The organism is Klebsiella huaxiensis (assembly GCF_003261575.2).
Lineage (GTDB): Bacteria > Pseudomonadota > Gammaproteobacteria > Enterobacterales > Enterobacteriaceae > Klebsiella > Klebsiella huaxiensis.
This window is the reverse complement of record NZ_CP036175.1, coordinates 1,330,019-1,349,122: the sequence shown is the minus strand read 5'-3', so window position 1 is coordinate 1,349,122 and position 19,104 is coordinate 1,330,019. Positions and strand designations below refer to the sequence as shown.

General features: G+C 58.0%; 18 protein-coding genes. 10 read left to right on the top strand and 8 right to left on the bottom strand.

The genetic code is table 11. The annotated features are described in order from the left end of the window. Positions 1 to 6 precede the first annotated feature (6 nt). The 3 genes from DA718_RS06465 to mltB all read right to left on the bottom strand — a co-directional run bounded on the left by DA718_RS06465 (position 7) and on the right by mltB (position 2,857). The gene (locus DA718_RS06465; RefSeq protein ID WP_112213760.1) at positions 7 to 870 is read right to left on the bottom strand and encodes a metal ABC transporter permease; all 864 of its coding nucleotides are present in this window, start codon (positions 868 to 870) and stop codon (positions 7 to 9) included. Continuing rightward, complete coding sequence (locus DA718_RS06460; RefSeq protein ID WP_167492728.1) at positions 867 to 1,577, bottom strand: metal ABC transporter ATP-binding protein; 711 nt, start codon at positions 1,575 to 1,577, stop codon at positions 867 to 869. Before DA718_RS06460 ends, DA718_RS06465 begins: the two co-directional genes overlap by 4 nt. A 203-nt stretch (positions 1,578 to 1,780) precedes the next feature. After that, a complete protein-coding gene (gene mltB, locus DA718_RS06455; RefSeq protein WP_112213762.1) occupies positions 1,781 to 2,857 on the bottom strand; it encodes a lytic murein transglycosylase B in 1,077 nt (358 codons plus the stop codon). 263 nt (positions 2,858 to 3,120) lie between these two features. On the opposite strand from mltB, the gene srlA reads away from it, so the two are divergent. The 7 genes from srlA to gutQ all read left to right on the top strand — a co-directional run bounded on the left by srlA (position 3,121) and on the right by gutQ (position 8,069). Further along, entirely contained in the window at positions 3,121 to 3,684 is a 564-nt protein-coding gene (gene srlA / locus DA718_RS06450) for a PTS glucitol/sorbitol transporter subunit IIC (protein WP_112213763.1), read from the top strand. Then, on the top strand, positions 3,681 to 4,658 hold the full coding sequence (srlE, locus tag DA718_RS06445; RefSeq protein WP_112213764.1) for a PTS glucitol/sorbitol transporter subunit IIB: 978 nt from the start codon (positions 3,681 to 3,683) through the stop codon (positions 4,656 to 4,658). The genes srlA and srlE overlap by 4 nt, the downstream gene beginning before the upstream one ends. Positions 4,659 to 4,671: 13 nt before the next feature. Further along, on the top strand, positions 4,672 to 5,034 hold the full coding sequence (srlB, locus tag DA718_RS06440; protein WP_112213765.1) for a PTS glucitol/sorbitol transporter subunit IIA: 363 nt from the start codon (positions 4,672 to 4,674) through the stop codon (positions 5,032 to 5,034). Between the two features lie 17 nt (positions 5,035 to 5,051). Continuing rightward, the gene (gene srlD, locus DA718_RS06435) at positions 5,052 to 5,831 is read left to right on the top strand and encodes a sorbitol-6-phosphate dehydrogenase (RefSeq protein WP_112213766.1); all 780 of its coding nucleotides are present in this window, start codon (positions 5,052 to 5,054) and stop codon (positions 5,829 to 5,831) included. 78 nt (positions 5,832 to 5,909) lie between these two features. After that, the gene (gutM, locus tag DA718_RS06430) at positions 5,910 to 6,269 is read left to right on the top strand and encodes a transcriptional regulator GutM (RefSeq protein WP_112213767.1); all 360 of its coding nucleotides are present in this window, start codon (positions 5,910 to 5,912) and stop codon (positions 6,267 to 6,269) included. Positions 6,270 to 6,337: 68 nt separating this feature from the next. Next, positions 6,338 to 7,111 carry a glucitol operon DNA-binding transcriptional repressor SrlR gene (srlR, locus tag DA718_RS06425; RefSeq protein WP_112213768.1) on the top strand — a complete coding sequence of 258 codons (774 nt, stop codon included), beginning with the start codon at positions 6,338 to 6,340 and terminating at the stop codon, positions 7,109 to 7,111. Next, positions 7,104 to 8,069, top strand: a complete 966-nt coding sequence (gene gutQ / locus DA718_RS06420) for an arabinose-5-phosphate isomerase GutQ (RefSeq protein WP_112213769.1) — start codon at positions 7,104 to 7,106, stop codon at positions 8,067 to 8,069. The genes srlR and gutQ overlap by 8 nt, the downstream gene beginning before the upstream one ends. Here gutQ and norR read toward each other — a convergent pair. Continuing rightward, the gene (gene norR, locus DA718_RS06415) at positions 8,032 to 9,576 is read right to left on the bottom strand and encodes a nitric oxide reductase transcriptional regulator NorR (protein WP_112213770.1); all 1,545 of its coding nucleotides are present in this window, start codon (positions 9,574 to 9,576) and stop codon (positions 8,032 to 8,034) included. The genes gutQ and norR overlap by 38 nt on opposite strands. A gap of 188 nt (positions 9,577 to 9,764) precedes the next feature. Here norR and norV point away from each other — a divergent pair, with 188 nt between their 5' ends. Together norV and norW are read left to right on the top strand one after the other, a co-directional pair. Beyond that, complete coding sequence (gene norV / locus DA718_RS06405) at positions 9,765 to 11,213, top strand: anaerobic nitric oxide reductase flavorubredoxin (protein WP_112213771.1); 1,449 nt, start codon at positions 9,765 to 9,767, stop codon at positions 11,211 to 11,213. After that, positions 11,210 to 12,343 carry an NADH:flavorubredoxin reductase NorW gene (gene norW / locus DA718_RS06400; RefSeq protein WP_112213772.1) on the top strand — a complete coding sequence of 378 codons (1,134 nt, stop codon included), beginning with the start codon at positions 11,210 to 11,212 and terminating at the stop codon, positions 12,341 to 12,343. Before norV ends, norW begins: the two co-directional genes overlap by 4 nt. Before the next feature lie 121 nt (positions 12,344 to 12,464). Here norW and DA718_RS06395 read toward each other — a convergent pair whose 3' ends face one another. From DA718_RS06395 to DA718_RS06380, 4 genes are all read right to left on the bottom strand, one after another. Then, positions 12,465 to 13,478: a HoxN/HupN/NixA family nickel/cobalt transporter gene (locus DA718_RS06395; RefSeq protein WP_112213773.1), complete on the bottom strand. Its 1,014-nt coding sequence runs from the start codon at positions 13,476 to 13,478 to the stop codon at positions 12,465 to 12,467. Positions 13,479 to 13,489: 11 nt separating this feature from the next. Then, a complete protein-coding gene (hypF, locus tag DA718_RS06390; protein ID WP_112213774.1) occupies positions 13,490 to 15,709 on the bottom strand; it encodes a carbamoyltransferase HypF in 2,220 nt (739 codons plus the stop codon). 12 nt (positions 15,710 to 15,721) lie between these two features. Next, complete coding sequence (gene hydN, locus DA718_RS06385; RefSeq protein ID WP_112213775.1) at positions 15,722 to 16,249, bottom strand: electron transport protein HydN; 528 nt, start codon at positions 16,247 to 16,249, stop codon at positions 15,722 to 15,724. A gap of 134 nt (positions 16,250 to 16,383) precedes the next feature. Then, a complete protein-coding gene (locus tag DA718_RS06380) occupies positions 16,384 to 17,397 on the bottom strand; it encodes a LacI family DNA-binding transcriptional regulator (RefSeq protein WP_112213776.1) in 1,014 nt (337 codons plus the stop codon). 254 nt (positions 17,398 to 17,651) lie between these two features. Here DA718_RS06380 and ascF point away from each other — a divergent pair, with 254 nt between their 5' ends. Next, the gene (ascF, locus tag DA718_RS06375; protein ID WP_112213777.1) at positions 17,652 to 19,094 is read left to right on the top strand and encodes a PTS cellobiose/arbutin/salicin transporter subunit IIBC; all 1,443 of its coding nucleotides are present in this window, start codon (positions 17,652 to 17,654) and stop codon (positions 19,092 to 19,094) included. Positions 19,095 to 19,104 lie beyond the last annotated feature (10 nt).

Below are 19,104 nucleotides of genomic sequence, written 5' to 3'. Positions count from 1 at the left end.
TTTTCCTCACCCCATTAATTTACGCCAGCCGACAACCAACCGACTGCGCGTGCCAAAAAACACCGAAACAAAAAAGATGCCGCTGGCGGTCAAGACGATAGCCGGACCGGCTGGTAGATTCGCCGCCCAGGAGAGACTCAGCCCCATCCACGCGCAGACGCCACCAATAAGCGCAGCCAACAGCAAAATACCCGGCAACGTCCGCGCCCAGCAGCGAGCTGCTACCGCAGGCAGCATCATGACGCCCACTGCCATCAGCGTACCGAGTACCTGAAATCCAGCGACCAGATTAAGCACCAGCAGCGCGAGAAACAGACCGTGCAGCAGAGCAGGCAATCTTCGCGAGTTCACCTGTAGCCAGACGCTGTCGAAGGCTTCGCTGACCAGGCCGCGATAAAAAAGAGCAATACAGATCAGCGTCAGGCTGGCGACGCCCGAAACGAACAACGCCGAATCGCTGTCTACTGCCAGAATCGAACCAAACAGCAGATGCAGCAGGTCGACGTTAGAACCGCGCAGCGATACCAGCGTGACGCCCAGCGCCAGGGAACCGAGATAGAATCCGGCGAAACTGGCGTCCTCTTTTAAGGGCGTACGGCGGCTGACCCACCCCGCCACCAGCGCGACCGCAATCCCGGCAATAAATCCACCAACAGTCATCGCCAACAGCGACATACCGTTAAGCAAGTAACCCGCCGCCACGCCGGGTAAAATAGCGTGTGACAGCGCATCGCCCATCAGGCTCATACGCCGCAGGAGCAAGAAAACGCCGAGTATGGTGGTGCTGAGGGAGAGCGCCAGGCATACCACCAGCGCGCGACGCATAAAGCCAAATTCGATAAAGGGTTGAAAGAAGGTGTGCCAGATCATGCCAGCCTCGCGGAGTTAAATGCGGACAGCACACCGGGAGTTTCGCCCCAGCGGGCATTCTGCGACGTCAGCAACAGCGTTTCCGGGAAATGCTCGGCGACCCGCTGGTTATCGTGCAGTACCGCCAGAATCGTCTGCCCCTGTTGATGCATTTCGAGGATCAGCGTCATCAGATCGCGACTTGTGGCTTCATCAATGCCGGTAAACGGCTCATCGAGCATCACCAGCGGCGCGCGCTGTATCATCACCCTGGCGAACAACATCCGCTGAAACTGGCCGCCGGAGAGCTCCTCAATCGGCGTTTTCGCCATCGCTAATAGCCCCACCCGCTCCAGCGCCGTGCTAATACGCTGACGAATTTCTCCCCGTACCCCGCGCAGCAACGACACGCGCGGCCAGGCGCCCTGGCTGACGACGTCCTGCACGGTGAGTGGAAACTGCGACTCCAGAGAGTGGCGCTGAGCCAGCCAACCGATAATCGGCCGTCCGTCACGCCAGTTCAGACGGCCACTCACCGGTGGAATAAACCCGGCCAGCGTCTTTAGCAGCGTCGATTTACCGCAGCCGTTCAGGCCAACGATAGCCGTCATGCTGCCCGTTTCGATCGTGCCGCTAAGCGATGGCGTAATGGCAAGGCCTTCATAGCCAGCCACCAGATGATCGAGCTCTATCATGGCAACGACACCGCCCACCAGGTTGCCAGCCACAGCACGGCCAGCAGAAAACAGGCGATAATCAGCCGCGTAACGCCGGAAGCCATCAATATGGAAGTCAATTCTCACACCCCAATAAAACGTTATAACATAACAATATTGAAAAATGCGTAGAATGTAAATTGGTGTCAACGAAAGGAAATGCTGCAAAATGTTACAAACACCTCTCCGAACGGAGAGGTGCATAAAGGGCAAGATTACTGCATACGGGCCTGAGAAACCGCCAGCCCCAGCTGCCAGACGGCCATCGCATAATGAGTGCTGTGGTTATAGCGGGTGATGGTGTAGAAGTTCGGCAGGCCGTACCAGTACTGGTATCCGGTGCCTATATCCAGCCGCAGCAGGCTCACCTGCTGATGGTTACCCAGCGACTGAGTCGGAGTTAATCCCGCCGCAGCCAGCTGCGAGACGCTGTATTTGGTTTTGAAACCGTTATCCAGACCAGGCGCCTGGCCCATCGCCTGCACCGCAACCACATCGCCGCTCACCCAGCCGTGCTGCTTAAAGTAGTTAGCCACGCTGCCGATAGCATCAACTGGATCCCACAGGTTGATATGCCCGTCGCCGTTGAAATCCACAGCGTACTGGCGATAGGAGGATGGCATAAATTGGCCATAGCCCATCGCTCCGGCAAACGACCCTTTCAGGTCCAGCGGATCATCTTTTTCACTGCGTGCCATCAGCAGGAAGGTTTCCAGCTCGCCGGAGAAGTACTCCGCACGACGCGGATAGTTAAACGAAAGAGTTGCCAGCGCATCAAGGATGCGGGTTTTGCCCATCACCCGGCCCCAGCGAGTTTCCACGCCAATAATCCCGACGATAATTTCCGGCGGCACGCCGTAAACCTGATACGCACGGTTGAGCGCGTCCTGATACTGGTTCCAGAACACCACGCCGTTCTGCACGTTATCCGGGGTAATAAACTGTTTTTTGTAGCGCAGCCAGGCGCCGTTTGGCCCTGACGGCGGCAGCCCGGTCGGCGCCTGACGGTCCATCAGACGCAAAACATAGTCCAGACGTTTGGCCTGCGAGAGGATTTCATGCAGCTGCTGGCGGTCGAAGCCATGCTTGCTCACCATTTTATCGATGAACTGCTCCGCCGCCGGGTTATTGGCGAAATCACCGCCCATCTGCATCACGTTATGCTGCGGCTCCAGCAAAAAACCGCCCGTGCCGCCCGCCATTTCCGTTTCTGCGGGGGTTTGAGGTTTGCTGCTGCAGGCAGCGAGAAGGACACACAGGGGGAGTAAAGCCAGATAACGACGCTTCAACATGGGACATCCATTTAACAAATCGGCAAGGGGTAATTATGGTAAAGCATGCGCCCGCTCACAAGGAAGCGGCGGCGATGTAAATTCTTTTTTATTGTCATTTTTCGCTCATTCACCGCCTCTCTCATTTTTCATTTCAGCTAATACCTTTCAAAATAAAATATTTATCTTTCATTATGCGATCAAATTAACACTTTTATATCTTTCAAAGTGATTAAAATTAGCTGCCAGTTAGCAAGAAAAATAACACGCTGAAGGAGAGAACAATGATTGAAGTCATTACCCACGGTGCCGAATGGTTTATCGGCCTGTTTCAGAAGGGAGGCGAGGTGTTTACCGGTATGGTCACCGGGATCCTGCCTTTGCTGATCAGTCTGCTGGTGATCATGAACGCCTTGATCAACTTTATTGGTCAGCAGCGGATCGAAAAGCTGGCGCAACGCTGCGCCGGTAATCCGATCTCCCGCTACCTGCTGCTGCCCTGCATCGGCACCTTCGTTTTTTGTAACCCGATGACCCTGAGCCTTGGGCGCTTTATGCCCGAGAAATACAAACCAAGCTATTACGCGGCGGCCTCCTACAGCTGCCACTCAATGAACGGTTTGTTTCCGCACATCAACCCCGGCGAGCTCTTCGTCTATCTCGGGGTAGCCAACGGGCTGACCACTCTCGGCCTGCCGTTAGGGCCGCTGGCGGTGAGCTATCTGCTGGTGGGCCTGGTGACGAACTTCTTCCGCGGCTGGGTGACCGACCTGACCACGTCGATTTTTGAGAAGAAAATGGCCATCCAGCTTGAGCAGAAAGTCCATCTGTCAGGAGCAACATCATGACACGTATTCGTATTGAAAAAGGCACCGGTGGCTGGGGCGGCCCGCTCGAACTGGACGTAGTTGCCGGTAAAAAAATTGTCTATATCACCGCAGGCACCCGTCCGGCGATCGTCGATAAAATCGCGAGCCTCACCGGCTGGCAGGCGGTCGATGGTTTCAAAGAGGGCGAACCGCCGGAAGCGGAAATCGGCGTGGCGATTATCGACTGCGGCGGCACCCTGCGCTGCGGCATCTACCCAAAGCGTCGTATCCCGACCATTAATATCCACGCTACCGGCAAATCCGGGCCGCTGGCGCAGTACATCGTCGAGGATATTTACGTTTCCGGAGTTAAAAGCGAGAACATTCACGTCTTAACAGATAACGACTCCCCTGCTCCACAGGACACGCCAGCTCAACCGGCGGTCCGCGACTATGACACCAGCAAGAAGATAACCGAGCAGAGCGACGGCCTGCTGGCGAAGGTCGGCATGGGCATGGGTTCCGTAGTCGCGGTGCTGTTCCAGGCAGGTCGCGACACCATCGATACGGTGCTGAAAACCATCCTGCCGTTTATGGCCTTCGTTTCAGCGCTGATCGGCATCATCATGGCCTCCGGCGTCGGCGACTGGATTGCCCACGGTCTGGCGCCGCTTGCCAGCCATCCGCTGGGCCTCGTTACGCTGGCGCTTATCTGCTCCTTTCCGTTGCTGTCACCGTTCCTCGGCCCTGGCGCGGTTATCGCCCAGGTTATCGGCGTACTGATTGGCGTGCAGATTGGTCTTGGCAATATTCCACCACATCTCGCCCTGCCCGCACTGTTTGCCATTAACGCCCAGGCCGCCTGCGACTTTATCCCGGTTGGTCTGTCTTTGGCCGAAGCGCGACAGGACACCGTGCGCGTCGGCGTCCCGTCGGTGCTGGTGAGCCGCTTCCTGACCGGCGCCCCAACGGTGCTGATCGCCTGGTTTGTTTCCGGATTTATTTACCAATAAGAGGTTCCTGAAGATGACCGTGATTTACCAGACCACCATTACGCGTATCGGTGCCAGTGCGACGATGGCGCTGGAAGACCAGATGCTGATCACCTTCCGCGAAGGGGCCCCGGCCGACATCGAAGAGTATTGCTTTATTCACAACCACGGCGAGCTATCCGGCCCGCTGGTCCCGGGCGCGGAGCTTCAGCTTGGCGAGCAGCGCTATCCAGTGACCGCCGTCGGCGACGTTGCCGAGCAGAACCTGCGCGAGCTCGGCCATATCACGCTGCGTTTTGATGGTCACAGCGAAGCGGAATTCCCCGGAACCGTCCACGTGGCGGGCCCGGTGCCGGAAGAGATCGCCACCGGCTGCGTACTGAAATTTGTTGCTTAAGTTGTAAGGAGAAAAATATGAATCAGGTTGCTGTTGTCATCGGTGGGGGACAAACCTTAGGGGAGTTTCTGTGTCGCGGCCTTGCTGCAGAGGGCTATCGCGTGGCGGTTGTCGACATCCAGAGCGATAAAGCGACTCGCGTCGCGCAGGCCATTAATGCTGAATACGGCGAAGGAACGGCCTACGGCTTCGGCGCAGACGCCACCAGCGAAGCCAGCGTCGTCGCCCTCGCCCGCGGCGTTGACGAAATATTTTCCCGCGCAGACCTGCTGGTCTACAGCGCCGGGATCGCCAAAGCGGCCTTTATCAGCGATTTTGCCTTGGGCGATTTCGACCGCTCGCTGCAGGTTAATCTGGTGGGCTACTTCCTCTGCGCCCGCGAGTTTTCCCGCTTGATGATCCGCGATGGCATTAAAGGACGCATCATCCAGATCAACTCGAAATCCGGCAAAGTGGGGAGCAAGCACAACTCCGGCTATAGCGCGGCGAAGTTTGGCGGCGTGGGGCTGACGCAGTCTCTGGCATTAGATCTCGCGGAGTACGGTATCACCGTCCATTCGCTGATGCTGGGCAACCTGCTGAAGTCGCCGATGTTCCAATCGCTGCTGCCACAGTACGCCACCAAGCTGGGAATTGCCGAGAGCGAAGTGGAGCAGTATTACATCGATAAAGTGCCGTTAAAGCGCGGCTGCGATTATCAGGACGTGCTCAACGTGCTGATGTTTTACGCCAGCCCGCAGGCGTCATACTGCACCGGGCAGTCCATCAACGTCACCGGCGGACAGGTGATGTTTTAAAACGTTGCGCGCTATTTCCCCGGAGGCGATGTTGCGCCGCCTCCGGGGGAATTTTCGCACACACCTTAAGGAGATTTTATGGTTACCGCACTCATCACCGTCGCCGCCATCGCCTGGATAACCCAGCTAGCCTTTGGCGGCTGGCAAATCCGCCAGTTCAATCGCGCCTTCGACCAGCTATGCCAGCAGGGCCGGGTTGGCGTAGGTCGCTCCTCGGGCCGTTTTAAACCGCGCGCCGTCGTCGCCATCGCCGTCGACGAGCACGATCGCATTCGCGATACGCTGTTAATGAAAGGTCTCACCGTCTTCGCCAGACCACAAAAAATTCCTGCTCTCAACGGCAAACATCTCGAGGAATTGCAACCTGATGTGATCTTTCCCAATGATCCGCTCTGTCAGAATGCACTATTATTAGCGCTTAATCCGAAACATGGATAATTTCGTTGTGAAAGTTAATATCTTGCGAAATTATCACTTCGAAACTTTAAACGCAGGATACAACGCCTATGAAACCACGTCAGCGCCAGGCAGCCATTCTCGAGCACCTGCAATCGCAGGGTAAATGTTCGGTCGAAGAGCTGGCGCAACACTTCGACACCACCGGTACCACCATCCGCAAGGATCTGGTCATCCTTGAGAATGCCGGTACCGTTATCCGCACCTACGGCGGCGTGGTGTTAAATAAAGACGAGGCCGACCCGCCCATCGACCACAAGACGCTGATCAACACCCATAAAAAAGAGCGAATTGCCGAAGTTGCGGTGGGCTTTATTCACGATGGCGACTCGATCATTCTTGACGCCGGCAGTACGGTGCTGCAAATGGTGCCGATGCTCAGCCGCTTCAATAACATCACCGTGATGACCAACAGCCTGCATATCGTCAACGCCCTCTCCGAGCTCGATAATGAACAAACTATCCTGATGCCGGGTGGTACCTTCCGTAAAAAATCGGCTTCCTTTCATGGCCAGCTGGCGGAAAACGCCTTCGAGCACTTCAGCTTCGATAAACTGTTTATGGGAACCGACGGGATTGATTTAATCGCTGGCGTCACCACCTTTAATGAGGTTTATACGGTCAGCAAAGCGATGTGCAATGCCGCCCGCGAGGTTATCCTGATGGCCGACTCATCGAAATTTGGCCGCAAAAGTCCCAATATCGTCTGCGGTCTGGAGAGCGTGGACAAACTGATTACCGATGCCGATATCAGCCAGGAATTCAAGCAAGCGCTGGAAGAAAAAGGCATCGAGGTCATTATTACTGGAGAACATCATGAGTAACTTTCTGTTAGAAGCCGGACGCCAGACCCTGATGCTGGAGCTTCAGGAGGCGAGCCGCCTGCCTGAACGCCTGGGCGACGACTTCATCCGCGCGGCGGAAATCATCATCCACTGCGAGGGAAAACTGGTGGTCTCCGGTATCGGTAAATCAGGTCATATTGGCAAAAAGCTGGCCGCCACCTTCGCCAGCACCGGCACTCCGGCATTTTTCGTTCATCCGGCGGAGGCGCTGCACGGCGACCTTGGGATGCTCGATAGCCGCGACGTGATGCTGTTTATCTCTTACTCCGGCAGCGCTAAAGAGCTGGATCTCATTGTCCCGCGCCTGGAAGAAAAATCCATTCCGCTGTTGGCAATGACCGGGAAATCCAAATCTCCGTTGGCATTGGCGGCTAAAGCGGTACTTGATATCGCCGTAGAACGCGAAGCCTGCCCAATGCACCTCGCGCCGACCTCCAGCACCGTTAACACCCTGATGCTCGGCGACGCGCTGGCGATGGCGGTGATGCAGGCTCGCGGCTTTAATGAAGAAGATTTTGCCCGCTCGCATCCGGCTGGGGCGCTGGGCGCACGACTGCTGAACAAAGTTCACCATCTAATGCGCCGCGATGGCGACGTGCCGCGCGTGGATGTTGATACCAGCGTGATGGACGCGATGCTCGAACTCAGCCGCACCGGCCTGGGGCTGGTGGCGGTCTGCGATGAGCGCAATCACGTCCAGGGCGTGTTTACCGACGGCGACCTGCGCCGCTGGCTGGTAGGCGGCGGCAGTTTGCAAGATGTCGTCAGCCAGGCAATGACCCGCAACGGCGTAACCCTGCAAGCAGAAAGCCGCGCGGTAGAAGCCAAAGAGCGCCTGATGAAGCACAAAATCAGCGCCGCGCCGGTGGTCGATGACAACGGTCAGCTGGTCGGCGCAATTAACCTGCAGAACTTTTATCAGGCCGGGATCCTTTAAGCCCGAGACGCTTCGCCAGCCGATGCAGGTTGGCGACGTCGAGATCCAGCGCGCGGGCGGCAGCGGCCCAGTTGCGATTGTTATCCGCCAGCGCTCTGGCAATCGCTTCGCGCTGGAAGGCTTCCGTCGCCTCGCGTAAATTCACCACTTCCACCACCGGCTGCGGGCTTACGTCAGGCAGACCCGGCGCTTCCGTGGCAAACTGAAAATGCGGCGGCTCCAGTACGACTTCGTTACCCGCCTGAGTTGCCCGCGCCAGCACTACCGCCCGATGAATGGCATGCTCCAGCTCGCGCACGTTACCCGGCCATGACCACGCCAGCAGTCTGGCTCGCGTCGCGTCGCTTAAAATCACCTGCGACAGCCCCATACGTAAACGACACTGCTCACAGAAATAGCCCGCCAGCAGCACGACGTCATTTTCCCGCTCGCGCAGCGCCGGAACCGACAACGGGAACACGCTCAGACGATGGTAAAGGTCGGCACGAAAACGCCCTTCCACCACCTCCTGACGCAGGTCGCGGTTGGTCGCCGCCAGCACCCGTACATCAACCCGCAGGCTGCGGTCATCGCCGACGCGCTGAATATCGCCATACTGCAGCACCCGCAGTAGCTTGGCCTGCAGCGCCAGCGACAGCTCGCCAATTTCATCAAGGAACAGCGTCCCGTTGTCCGCCATTTCAAACTTGCCGCTACGGTTGCTTATCGCTCCGGTAAATGCCCCTTTAACATGGCCAAACAGCTCGCTCTCCGCCACGCTCTCCGGCAAAGCCGCGCAGTTAAGGTAGATCAACGGATTGGCCGCCCGCGGCGACCCCTGATGCACCGCCTTCGCCACCAGCTCTTTGCCGGTGCCGGTTTCGCCACTAATCAGGACGTTCAGGTCGGAAGCCGCGACGATATCGATCTCTTTTTTCAGCTGTAAAATCGGTGCCGACAGGCCGATTATCTCCTGACGCTCGGACGCCGGGTAAGCGATAGCCTGCTCCGGAAGCACGTTTTGATTCTCCAGTCGGGCGATCAGCAGCGCGTTATTCAACGCCCCGGCCACCAGAGCGGCAATCAGGCGCAGCTCCTCATCGCTAAAACTGTCAAAGCGGTCCGCATCCATTCCGTCGAGGGTGAGCGCGCCAATCAGGGTTTGCCCGGCAAATAGCGGCAGTCCGACGCAGGCATGCACCTTCAGGCTCTCCTGACCGGGGATCAGTCCATCATAGGGGTCCGGCAGGTCGCTGTCTGCCGGGAACCGCACCACGTCCCCGGCGCGAGCAATCGCCTCCAGCCGTGGGTGACCTTCAAGGGCGAAGCGCCGCCCAAGTACATCCTGCGCCAGGCCATCAATCGCCAGCGGCACAAACTGATGCGCTTCGTAGCGCAGCAGCGCCGAAGCATCGCAGCCGAGAATCTGCCGCAGGGTGGTAATCAGGCGCGAGAAACGGTCGGCATGACCGAGATCGCTTTGTAAATCAATGGCGATTTTCGCCAGGGCCTCGACGGAGAAACTCATTGTCGCCTCATAGTCATTCTGACAATAAAGATAGTCATAACGACTATTTTAACCATTGTCATTTTGACATCAATAAATTTAGCTAAAAATATTAAAACCTTAAAATTCAATATATTAAAAAGTTGGCACGTAACTTGATATAAGCAAAAAATCTTATTTGAAACAACGTTGAATTAATTGAGGTTGCTATGTCTATTCTGGTTAAAAATAACATTCATTGGGTTGGCCAACGTGACTGGGAAGTACGTGATTTTCACGGAACCGAATACAAAACGCTGCGCGGCAGCAGCTACAACAGCTATCTCATCCGCGAAGAAAAAAACGTGCTGATCGATACCGTCGATCATAAATTCAGCCGCGAGTTCGTACAGAACCTGCGCGGTGAAATCGACCTCGCTGACATCGACTACATCATCATTAACCACGCCGAAGAGGATCATGCTGGCGCACTGACCGAACTGATGGCGCAGATCCCGGACACCCCGATTTACTGTACCTCCAACGCCATCGACTCCATCACCGGCCACCACCATCACCCGGAGTGGAACTTTAACGTAGTGAAAACCGGCGACAGCCTGGATATCGGTAACGGCAAACAGCTGATTTTTGTGGAAACCCCGATGCTGCACTGGCCGGACAGCATGATGACCTACATGACCGGCGATGCAGTACTGTTCAGTAACGATGCCTTTGGCCAGCACTACTGCGATGAACGTCTGTTCAACGACGAAGTGGATCAGACCGAACTGTTCGAGCAATGCCAGCGTTACTACGCCAACATCCTGACCCCGTTCAGCCGCCTGGTGACGCCGAAAATCACCGAAATTCTCGGCTTCAATCTGCCCGTCGACATGATTGCCACCTCCCACGGCGTGGTATGGCGTGAAAATCCAACCCAGATCGTTGAGCTGTACCTGAAATGGGCGGCGGACTATCAGGAAGACCGTATCACCATTTTCTACGACACCATGTCCAATAACACCCGCATGATGGCGGATGCGATTGGCCAGGGCATCAACGAAGTTGACCCAAACGTGGCGGTGAAAATCTTTAACGTCGCCCGCAGCGATAAAAACGAAATCCTGACCAACGTATTCCGCTCCAAAGGCGTTCTGGTCGGCACCTCCACCATGAACAACGTGATGATGCCGAAAATCGCCGGCCTGGTAGAAGAGATGACCGGCCTGCGTTTTCGCAACAAGCACGCCAGCGCCTTTGGCTCCCACGGCTGGAGCGGCGGCGCAGTTGACCGTCTCTCTACCCGTTTACAGGATGCCGGTTTTGAAATGTCCCTGAGCCTGAAGGCCAAATGGCGTCCGGACCTCGACGCGCTGGAAATTTGCCGTCAGCACGGTCGCGAAATTGCTCGTCAATGGGCGCTGGCTCCGCTGCCGGAAGCCGCTGCCAAACCAGACCAGGCACAAGAAGCCTGCGCCTGTGCCGCCGCAGCGGCAGCCGACCTCGGACCGATGATGCAGTGCAGCGTGTGTCAGTGGATTTACGATCCAGAAACAGGCGAGCCGAACCAGGACGTCCAGCCGGGTACGCCATGGAGCGAAGTCCCGGATAACTTCCTCTGCCCGGAATGCTCGCTGGGTAAAGACGTGTTTGATGTTCTGGCATCGGAGGCAAAATGAGTGATGGCATCGTCATCATCGGCTCGGGCTTCGCGGCCCGTCAGCTGGTGAAAAATATCCGCAAGCAGGACCCGCAAATCCCGCTGACCCTGATCGCCGCCGACAGCATGGATGAGTACAACAAACCGGACCTCAGCCATGTGGTCAGCCGTGGTCAGAAGGCCGACGACCTGACCCTGCAAACGGCGGGAGAGTTTGCCGAGCAGTACAATCTGCGCCTGTTCCCGCATACCTGGGTGAGCGATATCGACGCCGAGAATCAGGTAGTGAAAAACCAGGACCGTGAGTGGCGCTATGACAAACTGGTGTTGGCTACCGGCGCGACGCCGTTTATTCCGCCGGTACCGGGACGCGAGCTAATGCTGACCCTCAACAGCCAGCGTGAGTATGGCGCAGCGCAGAGCCAGCTGCATGACGCCAGACGCGTACTGATCGTTGGCGGCGGGTTGATTGGCTGCGAGCTGGCGATGGATTTCTGCCGCGCCGGGAAAGCGGTGACGGTGGTGGATAACTCCGCCAGCGTGCTGTCAGCGCTGATGCCGCCGGAGGCCAGCAGCCGCCTACAGCATCGTCTGACCGATATGGGCGTGCACCTGATGCTGAAATCCCAGCTGGAAAGCCTTGAGCAAAGTGCCAACGGCATTCGCGTCACCCTCGACCGTCAGCGCACGGTGACCGTTGATGCGGTGGTCGCTGCCGCTGGCCTGCGCCCGGAAACGGCGCTGGCACGGCATGCCGGTCTGAAGATTAATCGCGGCGTGGTGGTGAACAGCCAGCTGCAAACCAGCCATCCGGCAATTTACGCTCTCGGCGACTGCGCGGAAATCAACGGCATGGTGTTGCCGTTCCTGCAGCCGATTCTGCTGAGCGCTATGTGCCTCGGTAAAAATCTGCTGACCCAGCAGGGCGAGCTGAAGCTGCCGCCGATGCTGGTGAAGGTCAAAACGCCGGATTTACCGCTGCATCTGGCGGGCGATACCCAACGCGAGGATCTGACGTGGAATATCGTTGCCGCCAAAGACGGACTGGTGGCGAAAGGCGTGGATGCCGAAAACCAGCTGCGCGCCTTTGTAGTTAGCGAGGATCGAATGAAAGACGCCTTTGCGCTGCTCAAGCAGTTGGTGAGTTAGCCTGTATGAACTGACGTTATCCCCGGAGGCGGCGCGTTGCGCCTGTCCGGGCTACCAGACAGCCACATAATCGGTAGCCCGGACAGATGCGCAGCATCGCCTCCGGGACGATCTCCCCAACCTACCGCGCCAGGTTATCGTACCCGCGCCAGCGGTAGTTAAGCACCGACAGCACCCAGCAGGCAACAAACAGCCCCACCACCACAAAACCAGCGTTGCCAAGATTGTCGTTCAACGCGCCAACCCAGCGCCAGACCCCGCCACTCAGGGAAAACTTATCCATCAACAGCCCCAGCGCTTCCAGTCCGCCAATGAACAGCGCCACCACCACCGACGTCCCGGTAATGGTCATATTGTAATAGAGCTTGCGCTGCGGCTTGCTGAATGCCCAGCCGTAAGCGCCGACCATCAGCACATTATCAAGCGTATCCACCAGCGCCATGCCGCTGGCGAACAGCGCCGGAAAAACCATAATCGACCAGATCGACATCCCGCTCGACGCGCTGGCGGCGGAAATGCCCAGTACGCCGATTTCCGTCGCCGTATCAAAGCCGAGGCCAAACAGAAAGCCCACCAGATACATCTGCCAGCTGCGGCTTATCAGGCGGAAGGTTTTACCAAACAGCCAGCTCATCATGCCGCCGCTGGTCGCCACCTCATCGCTCACCTTTTCGCCCTGCTTCCACGCCTGAAAGCTGCGCCAGACGCTGCGCAGAATAACCAGGTTGATAAACGCCATCGCCAGCAAAAATAGCGCCGACACGGCGGTGCCAATAACGCTGCCGGTATCATGAAACCAACTCATCTGCTGACCAAACGCGGTGGCGGTCGCGGCAATCGCCGCCGAGGCCAGCACCACAATTGACGAGTGGCCCAGCGAAAACCATGCACCCACGCCGAAAGGCCGTCGCCCCTGCTGCATCATTTTGCGGGTCACGTTGTCAATTGCCGCAATATGATCGGCATCCACCGCATGGCGCAGGCCGTAACCCCAGGCCAGCAGACTGGCGGCCATCAGCGCGCCGCTACCGCCAAACGCGGCAAACGCCCAGCCCCAGGCCAGCAAATTGGCCACAACCAGCCCCATCACCAGCGCCGCTGCACGCGGCTGCTGGCGTAAAATCATCACTATCATGTCGGAGTCCTTTAAGCCTGCAGGCGGGCCGCAGCGATAACCGCCTGGCCGAGGGCTATTGCGCCATCGCCTGCGGGCAGTTGCTGCGGAAAGAGCAGAGTAAAATCGGCCAGATAAAAGGTCAATCGCGCCACCAGCAGCCGGTTATGCAGCACCCCGCCGCCAAAGGCCAGGGCATGAATATCCCGCGCGCTCGCGCAATCACGCATCATCGCCGCCAGCCCGCAGGCCAGCGCATCGTGAAAAGCCCAGGCTTTTTGCGCCGGATTGGCCTGCCAGCCGAGCCACAGTCGCCAGAACGTCGCCAGGTCCAGCTCGCCGTCGCGCCACGGTAACGTCACCGGGTGATCAACGCTTTCGCAGGTGGCCGCCAGCGCCTCCAGCCGACAGGCCGCTTCGCCCTCATAGCTCAGAGTTAGCGGCGCGCAGCCCAACGCGCAGGCGACGGCGTCAAACAGGCGTCCGCACGACGACGCTTTAGGCGCATTAATACCGCGCTCAATGGCCCGCGCCAGCAGTGGCCAGTTTTGCTGACGCAGCGCGGCGGTTTCGGCATAGTTCTGCCAGTCAGGCACAAACGCCAGGCAGTGAGCGAGCAGATTGCGCCACGGCTGACGCGCAGCAAGGTCACCGCCGGGCAGCGCCACCGCGGGCAAGCCGCCAAGCCGTTCACATTCGCGATAGTTAACCCGCAGGCACTCGCCGCCCCATAGCTGACCATTTTCCCCCATACCAATGCCGTCGAGCATCAGGGCGATTACGTCGCCGCCGTCCAGCGGCCAGCGATGTTCAGCCAGGCAGGCGGCAGCGTGGGCATGATGATGTAAAACGCGCTCCACCGGCAGCGCCAGCGACGCCGCCCACTGCGAAGCGCGATAGCCGGGATGGGCATCAACCGCCACCCGCTGCGGCGTAAAAGCGTAGATTTCCTGCATCAAATGCAGCGCCTGTCGCCACTGCCCTTCTACGCCTTCTTCACTCAGGTCGCCAAAATGCTGACTGAGCACCGCTTCATCGCCGCGCAGCAGGCAGAAGGTATTTTTCATATCCGCGCCGAGGGCCAGCAGCGGCGGTACGTCGTGGAATCCCGGCGGCAGCGGCAGCGCGTCCGGCACATAGCCGCGAGCACGGCGCAGCATCTCGCCGCTTTGCCGCACCACGGAATCGTCCATCCGCTGCACAATCTCGCGGTTATGCAGCAGAAAACCGTCGGCAATCCCGGCGAGATCTGCCAGCGCCTGATCGTTAGTGAGCGCAGGCGGACGGCCGCTAAGATTGCCAGAGGTCATCACTAAGGGGCGCGCCAGCGCCTGCGAAAGTAAATGCTGCAATGGATTAGACGGCAGCATCCCCCCTACTTCCGCAAGCCCTGGCGCAATTTGGTCGCACAGGCCAGCAACCTGCGTTTTGTCCAGTAACACGATCGGCGCGGCGGGAGAGGTCAGCAGCTTAAGCGCCTGTTCGGGCAGCCCCGTAGCCGTCGGCAGCATTACCGCCAGCGGTTTTGCCGGGCGATGCTTGCGCGCCCGCAGCGTCGCCACCGCATCACGATTTCCGGCATCGCATAGCAGATGGAAACCACCCAATCCCTTTACCGCCACAATATCGCCCGCCAACAATCGGGCAATCGCCGCCTGTAACGCTGCCTCGCCAAACAGATTAGCCACATCCCCACGCCATTCCAGCTGTGGCCCACATTCAGCGCAGGCAACCGGCTGAGCGTGAAAACGGCGATCGGCAGGATTACCGTACTCCGCCGCACAGGACGGACAAAGAGGAAACGGAGACATGGAGGTCAGCGGGCGGTCATAAGGCATAGCGCGAATAATGGTAAAACGCGGCCCGCAGTGGGTGCAGTTGATAAACGGATAGCGGTAGCGGCGCTCCTGCGGGTCATTCATCTCCGCAAGACATGCCGGACAGGTGGCGGCATCGGGTACAATCTGCGTACGCATGCTCCCGGTCCCGCTTTGACGGATGGTGAAACCCGACGGCGCGATGGCCCAGGCAAACGGCTGAGCTTGCGTGCTGTCGATCCGCGCCAGCGGCGGGCAGCGCTGGGTTAAAGCGGCGAGGAACGCCGCATCACCGCCACCAAGCCGCACCAGTACGCCATCACCGTCGTTGCATACGTCGCCGCATAGCCCCAGCTCCTGCGCCAGCTGCCAGACAAAGGGGCGGAACCCCACCCCCTGCACTTTACCGCGAATGCGTATTTGCACCCCGTTCATCGCGCGGTCAAATTACCAGGCCAGTGCCGTACGGCGGCGTTTTTCGATATTCATCTGTTCGAGCTTGTTGCGATCGACGCACACCAGCGCGTGGGTCGGACAGGCCTCCATACAGGCCGGCCCCGCTTCGCGATGATGACAGAGGTCGCACTTGTTGGCTTCCGCTTTTTCCGCCATCACGTTCAGCCCCGCGCCGCTGTGGCGGATAACCGGACGCACGACCACTTCCATCGCGCCATACGGGCAGGCCACCACGCAGGTTTTGCAGCCAATGCAACGCTCTTGCATCACGTGGACAAAACCCTTTTCGCGGCTGATTGCGCCGTTCGGGCAGACGTTAGCGCACGGCGCGTCTTCGCACTGACGACAGGCGGTGGCCGTCGACACATTGACGCCTTTAATCACGTGAATACGCGGTAAAAAGTTTTTTGGCGTCAGCGCGGCGCAGTCCTGATGTTCCTGATGAGAGACCACGCAGGCTACTTCACAGGTGCGGCAGCCGATGCATTTGCTCGCGTCGGCGATAATGAAACGGTTCATCCATTTCTCCAGCTGTAAGAAGGTGATGCGCCGGAGTATGCATAATACGTTCCAATTTTTATTGCATTGATAATAAAGGGAATAAATAACAGGAATACTGTCATCGTCACAACTGACGATGACAGATGACGACGTCAGGCATGCGGGCCGGGAACCATTGAGTCGCGTTCAATCAGCTCGCCGGGGAAGGTTTGCTGATATTTTAAATCACCGCCGTCGAGCATAAAAATCAGCCGGTTGATACTCTCTTTGATCATCTCCGTGACCGGCACTTTGACGCTGGAGAGCGCCGGAACCATATAGGGCGCCAGCACGATATCGTCAAAACCCACCACCGATACCTGCTCTGGCACTTTTACGCCAAGCTGATGCAACTGCTTCATCGCACCGATCGCCATATCGTCGTTACTCGCGACCAGCGCGCTGTAGCGGGCGTTACGCTGGCGCAGCGTCTCCACCCCGGCAGCGCCGGTTTCCGGCGTCCACCTTCCTTCAACAATCAAATCGTTGTTCAGGTCGATGCCGTGGCGAGACAACGCATCTTTATAGCCCGAAAGACGCTCAACGCCGGTTGGCGAATCCAGCGAACCGGTAATAAAGGCGATATCACGATGGCCCAGCGCGATGAGCTTTTCCACCGTCATCATCGCCGAGGCCTTTTGATCGGACCAGACGCAGTGGCTGGCGTTGCGGCGCAGGCGACGGTTAAGCACCATAATCGGCTGCTCATGGCTCTCAATAATCTCATCCATCTCATCAACGCTGAGAAAACGCGGGTAGATGATAATCGCGTCGCAGCGCAGGTCGAGCAGATATTGAATCGCCTCGCGCTCTTCCTCCGCGCTGTGCTTACCGTCAGCAAGGATCAGCTGCCGCCCTTTGTCTTCGGTCATCCGCGCCACGTGATAGAGCAGCTCGCTGAAGTAGACGCCGTGATAAAGGGTGTTGGTCACCACCAGCCCGAGGGTCTGCGTCTTTTTGGTCGCCAGGTTGCGCGCCAGCAGATTCGGCCGATAGCCACTTTCAGCCACCGCCTGGAACACGCGGTCTTTGGTCTCCTGACTGACATAGCCGTTCCCCGACAGCACCCGCGAAACGGTGGCTTTCGACACCCCCGCGCGCTTCGCGACCTCCAGCATTGTTGCCATGTGGTTATTCCTGTTGCCAATGTTGCCCGCAGTGTACTGCACGCGCGACGGTTTTTCAGCATTTGCACACATCTCCCCCCGTGCTGACAAAGCGATCAAAGTCACAAAATTAAGATCTTAATTTTTTATATCTTGTAACTACAAATGAAACTATTGATGATTATGTGGAACCGGTTTCCTATGTATGCATGATACCGCTCCGTTTACGGCGCGATGACAAGCCAGTACCCCATTGATAAACAGGATAAAATCCGATGTCTAAAAATTATGCAGCCCTGGCGCAGCAGATCATCACGGCGATAGGTGGCGTAGATAACGTCGCCGCCGTTACTCACTGTATGACGCGCCTGCGTTTCGTGGTCAAAGACAGCGAGCAGGTCGATAGCGCCACCTTGAAAGGGTTAAAAGGCGTACTCGGCGTGGTGCGTAGCGACAACCAGTGTCAGGTGATCATCGGTAATACCGTCTCCCAGGCGTATCGCGAGGTGGTGGCCCTGCTGCCGGGGGATCTACGCCCTGCCGAACCACAGGGGAAACCGCCTATCACCTTAAAACGCATCGGAGCGGGGATCCTTGACGCGCTGATCGGCACCATGTCACCGCTGATCCCGGCGATTATCGGCGGATCGATGGTTAAGCTGCTGGCGATGATCCTGGAGATGACCGGCGTGCTGCCCAAAGGCGCGCCAACGCTAACCATTCTGACGGTGATCGGCGACGGCGCGTTCTTCTTCCTGCCGCTAATGGTGGCGGCTTCCGCGGCGGTGAAATTCAAAACCAATATGTCGCTGGCGATTGCAATTGCCGGGGTACTGGTGCACCCGAGCTTTATCGAGCTGATGGCGAAAGCCGCCCAGGGCGAACATGTTGAGTTCGCCTTGATTCCGGTGACGGCGGTAAAATACACCTATACCGTGATCCCGGCGCTGGTGATGACCTGGTGCCTATCGTATATCGAACGCTGGGTCGATCGAATCACCCCGGCGGTGACGAAAAACTTCCTTAAACCCATGCTGATCGTACTGATTGCAGCCCCGCTGTCGATTCTGCTGATTGGCCCGCTCGGCATCTGGATTGGTAGCGCCATTTCCGCGCTGGTTTATACCATTCATAGCTATCTGGGCTGGCTGTCGGTGGCGATTATGGGCGCCCTGTGGCCGCTGCTGGTGATGACTGGGATGCACCGCGTCTTTACCCCGACTATCATTCAGACCATTGCCGAAACCGGTAAAGAGGGCATGGTTATGCCGTCTGAAATCGGCGCCAACCTGTCGCTGGGCGGATCATCGCTGGCGGTGGCGTGGAAAACCAAAAACCCGGAGCTGCGCCAGACGGCGCTGGCGGCCGCGGCTTCCGCCATTCTGGCGGGGATTTCCGAACCGGCGCTGTACGGCGTAGCGGTGCGCCTGAAGAGACCGCTGATTGCCAGCCTGATCAGCGGCTTTATCTGCGGCGCGGTGGCCGGGATTGCTGGACTTGCCAGCCACTCGATGGCAGCACCGGGCCTCTTTACCAGCGTGCAGTTCTTCGACCCGGCTAATCCGATGACTATCGTCTGGGTCTTTGGCGTCATGGCGCTGGCGGTCGTGCTGTCGTTTATCCTGACCCTACTGCTCGGCTTTGAAGATATTCCGGTTGAAGAGACCGCCGCTGACGCCAGACAGCGCCAGACCACGGCTCAAACATCACACGCCTGAACACAATTTT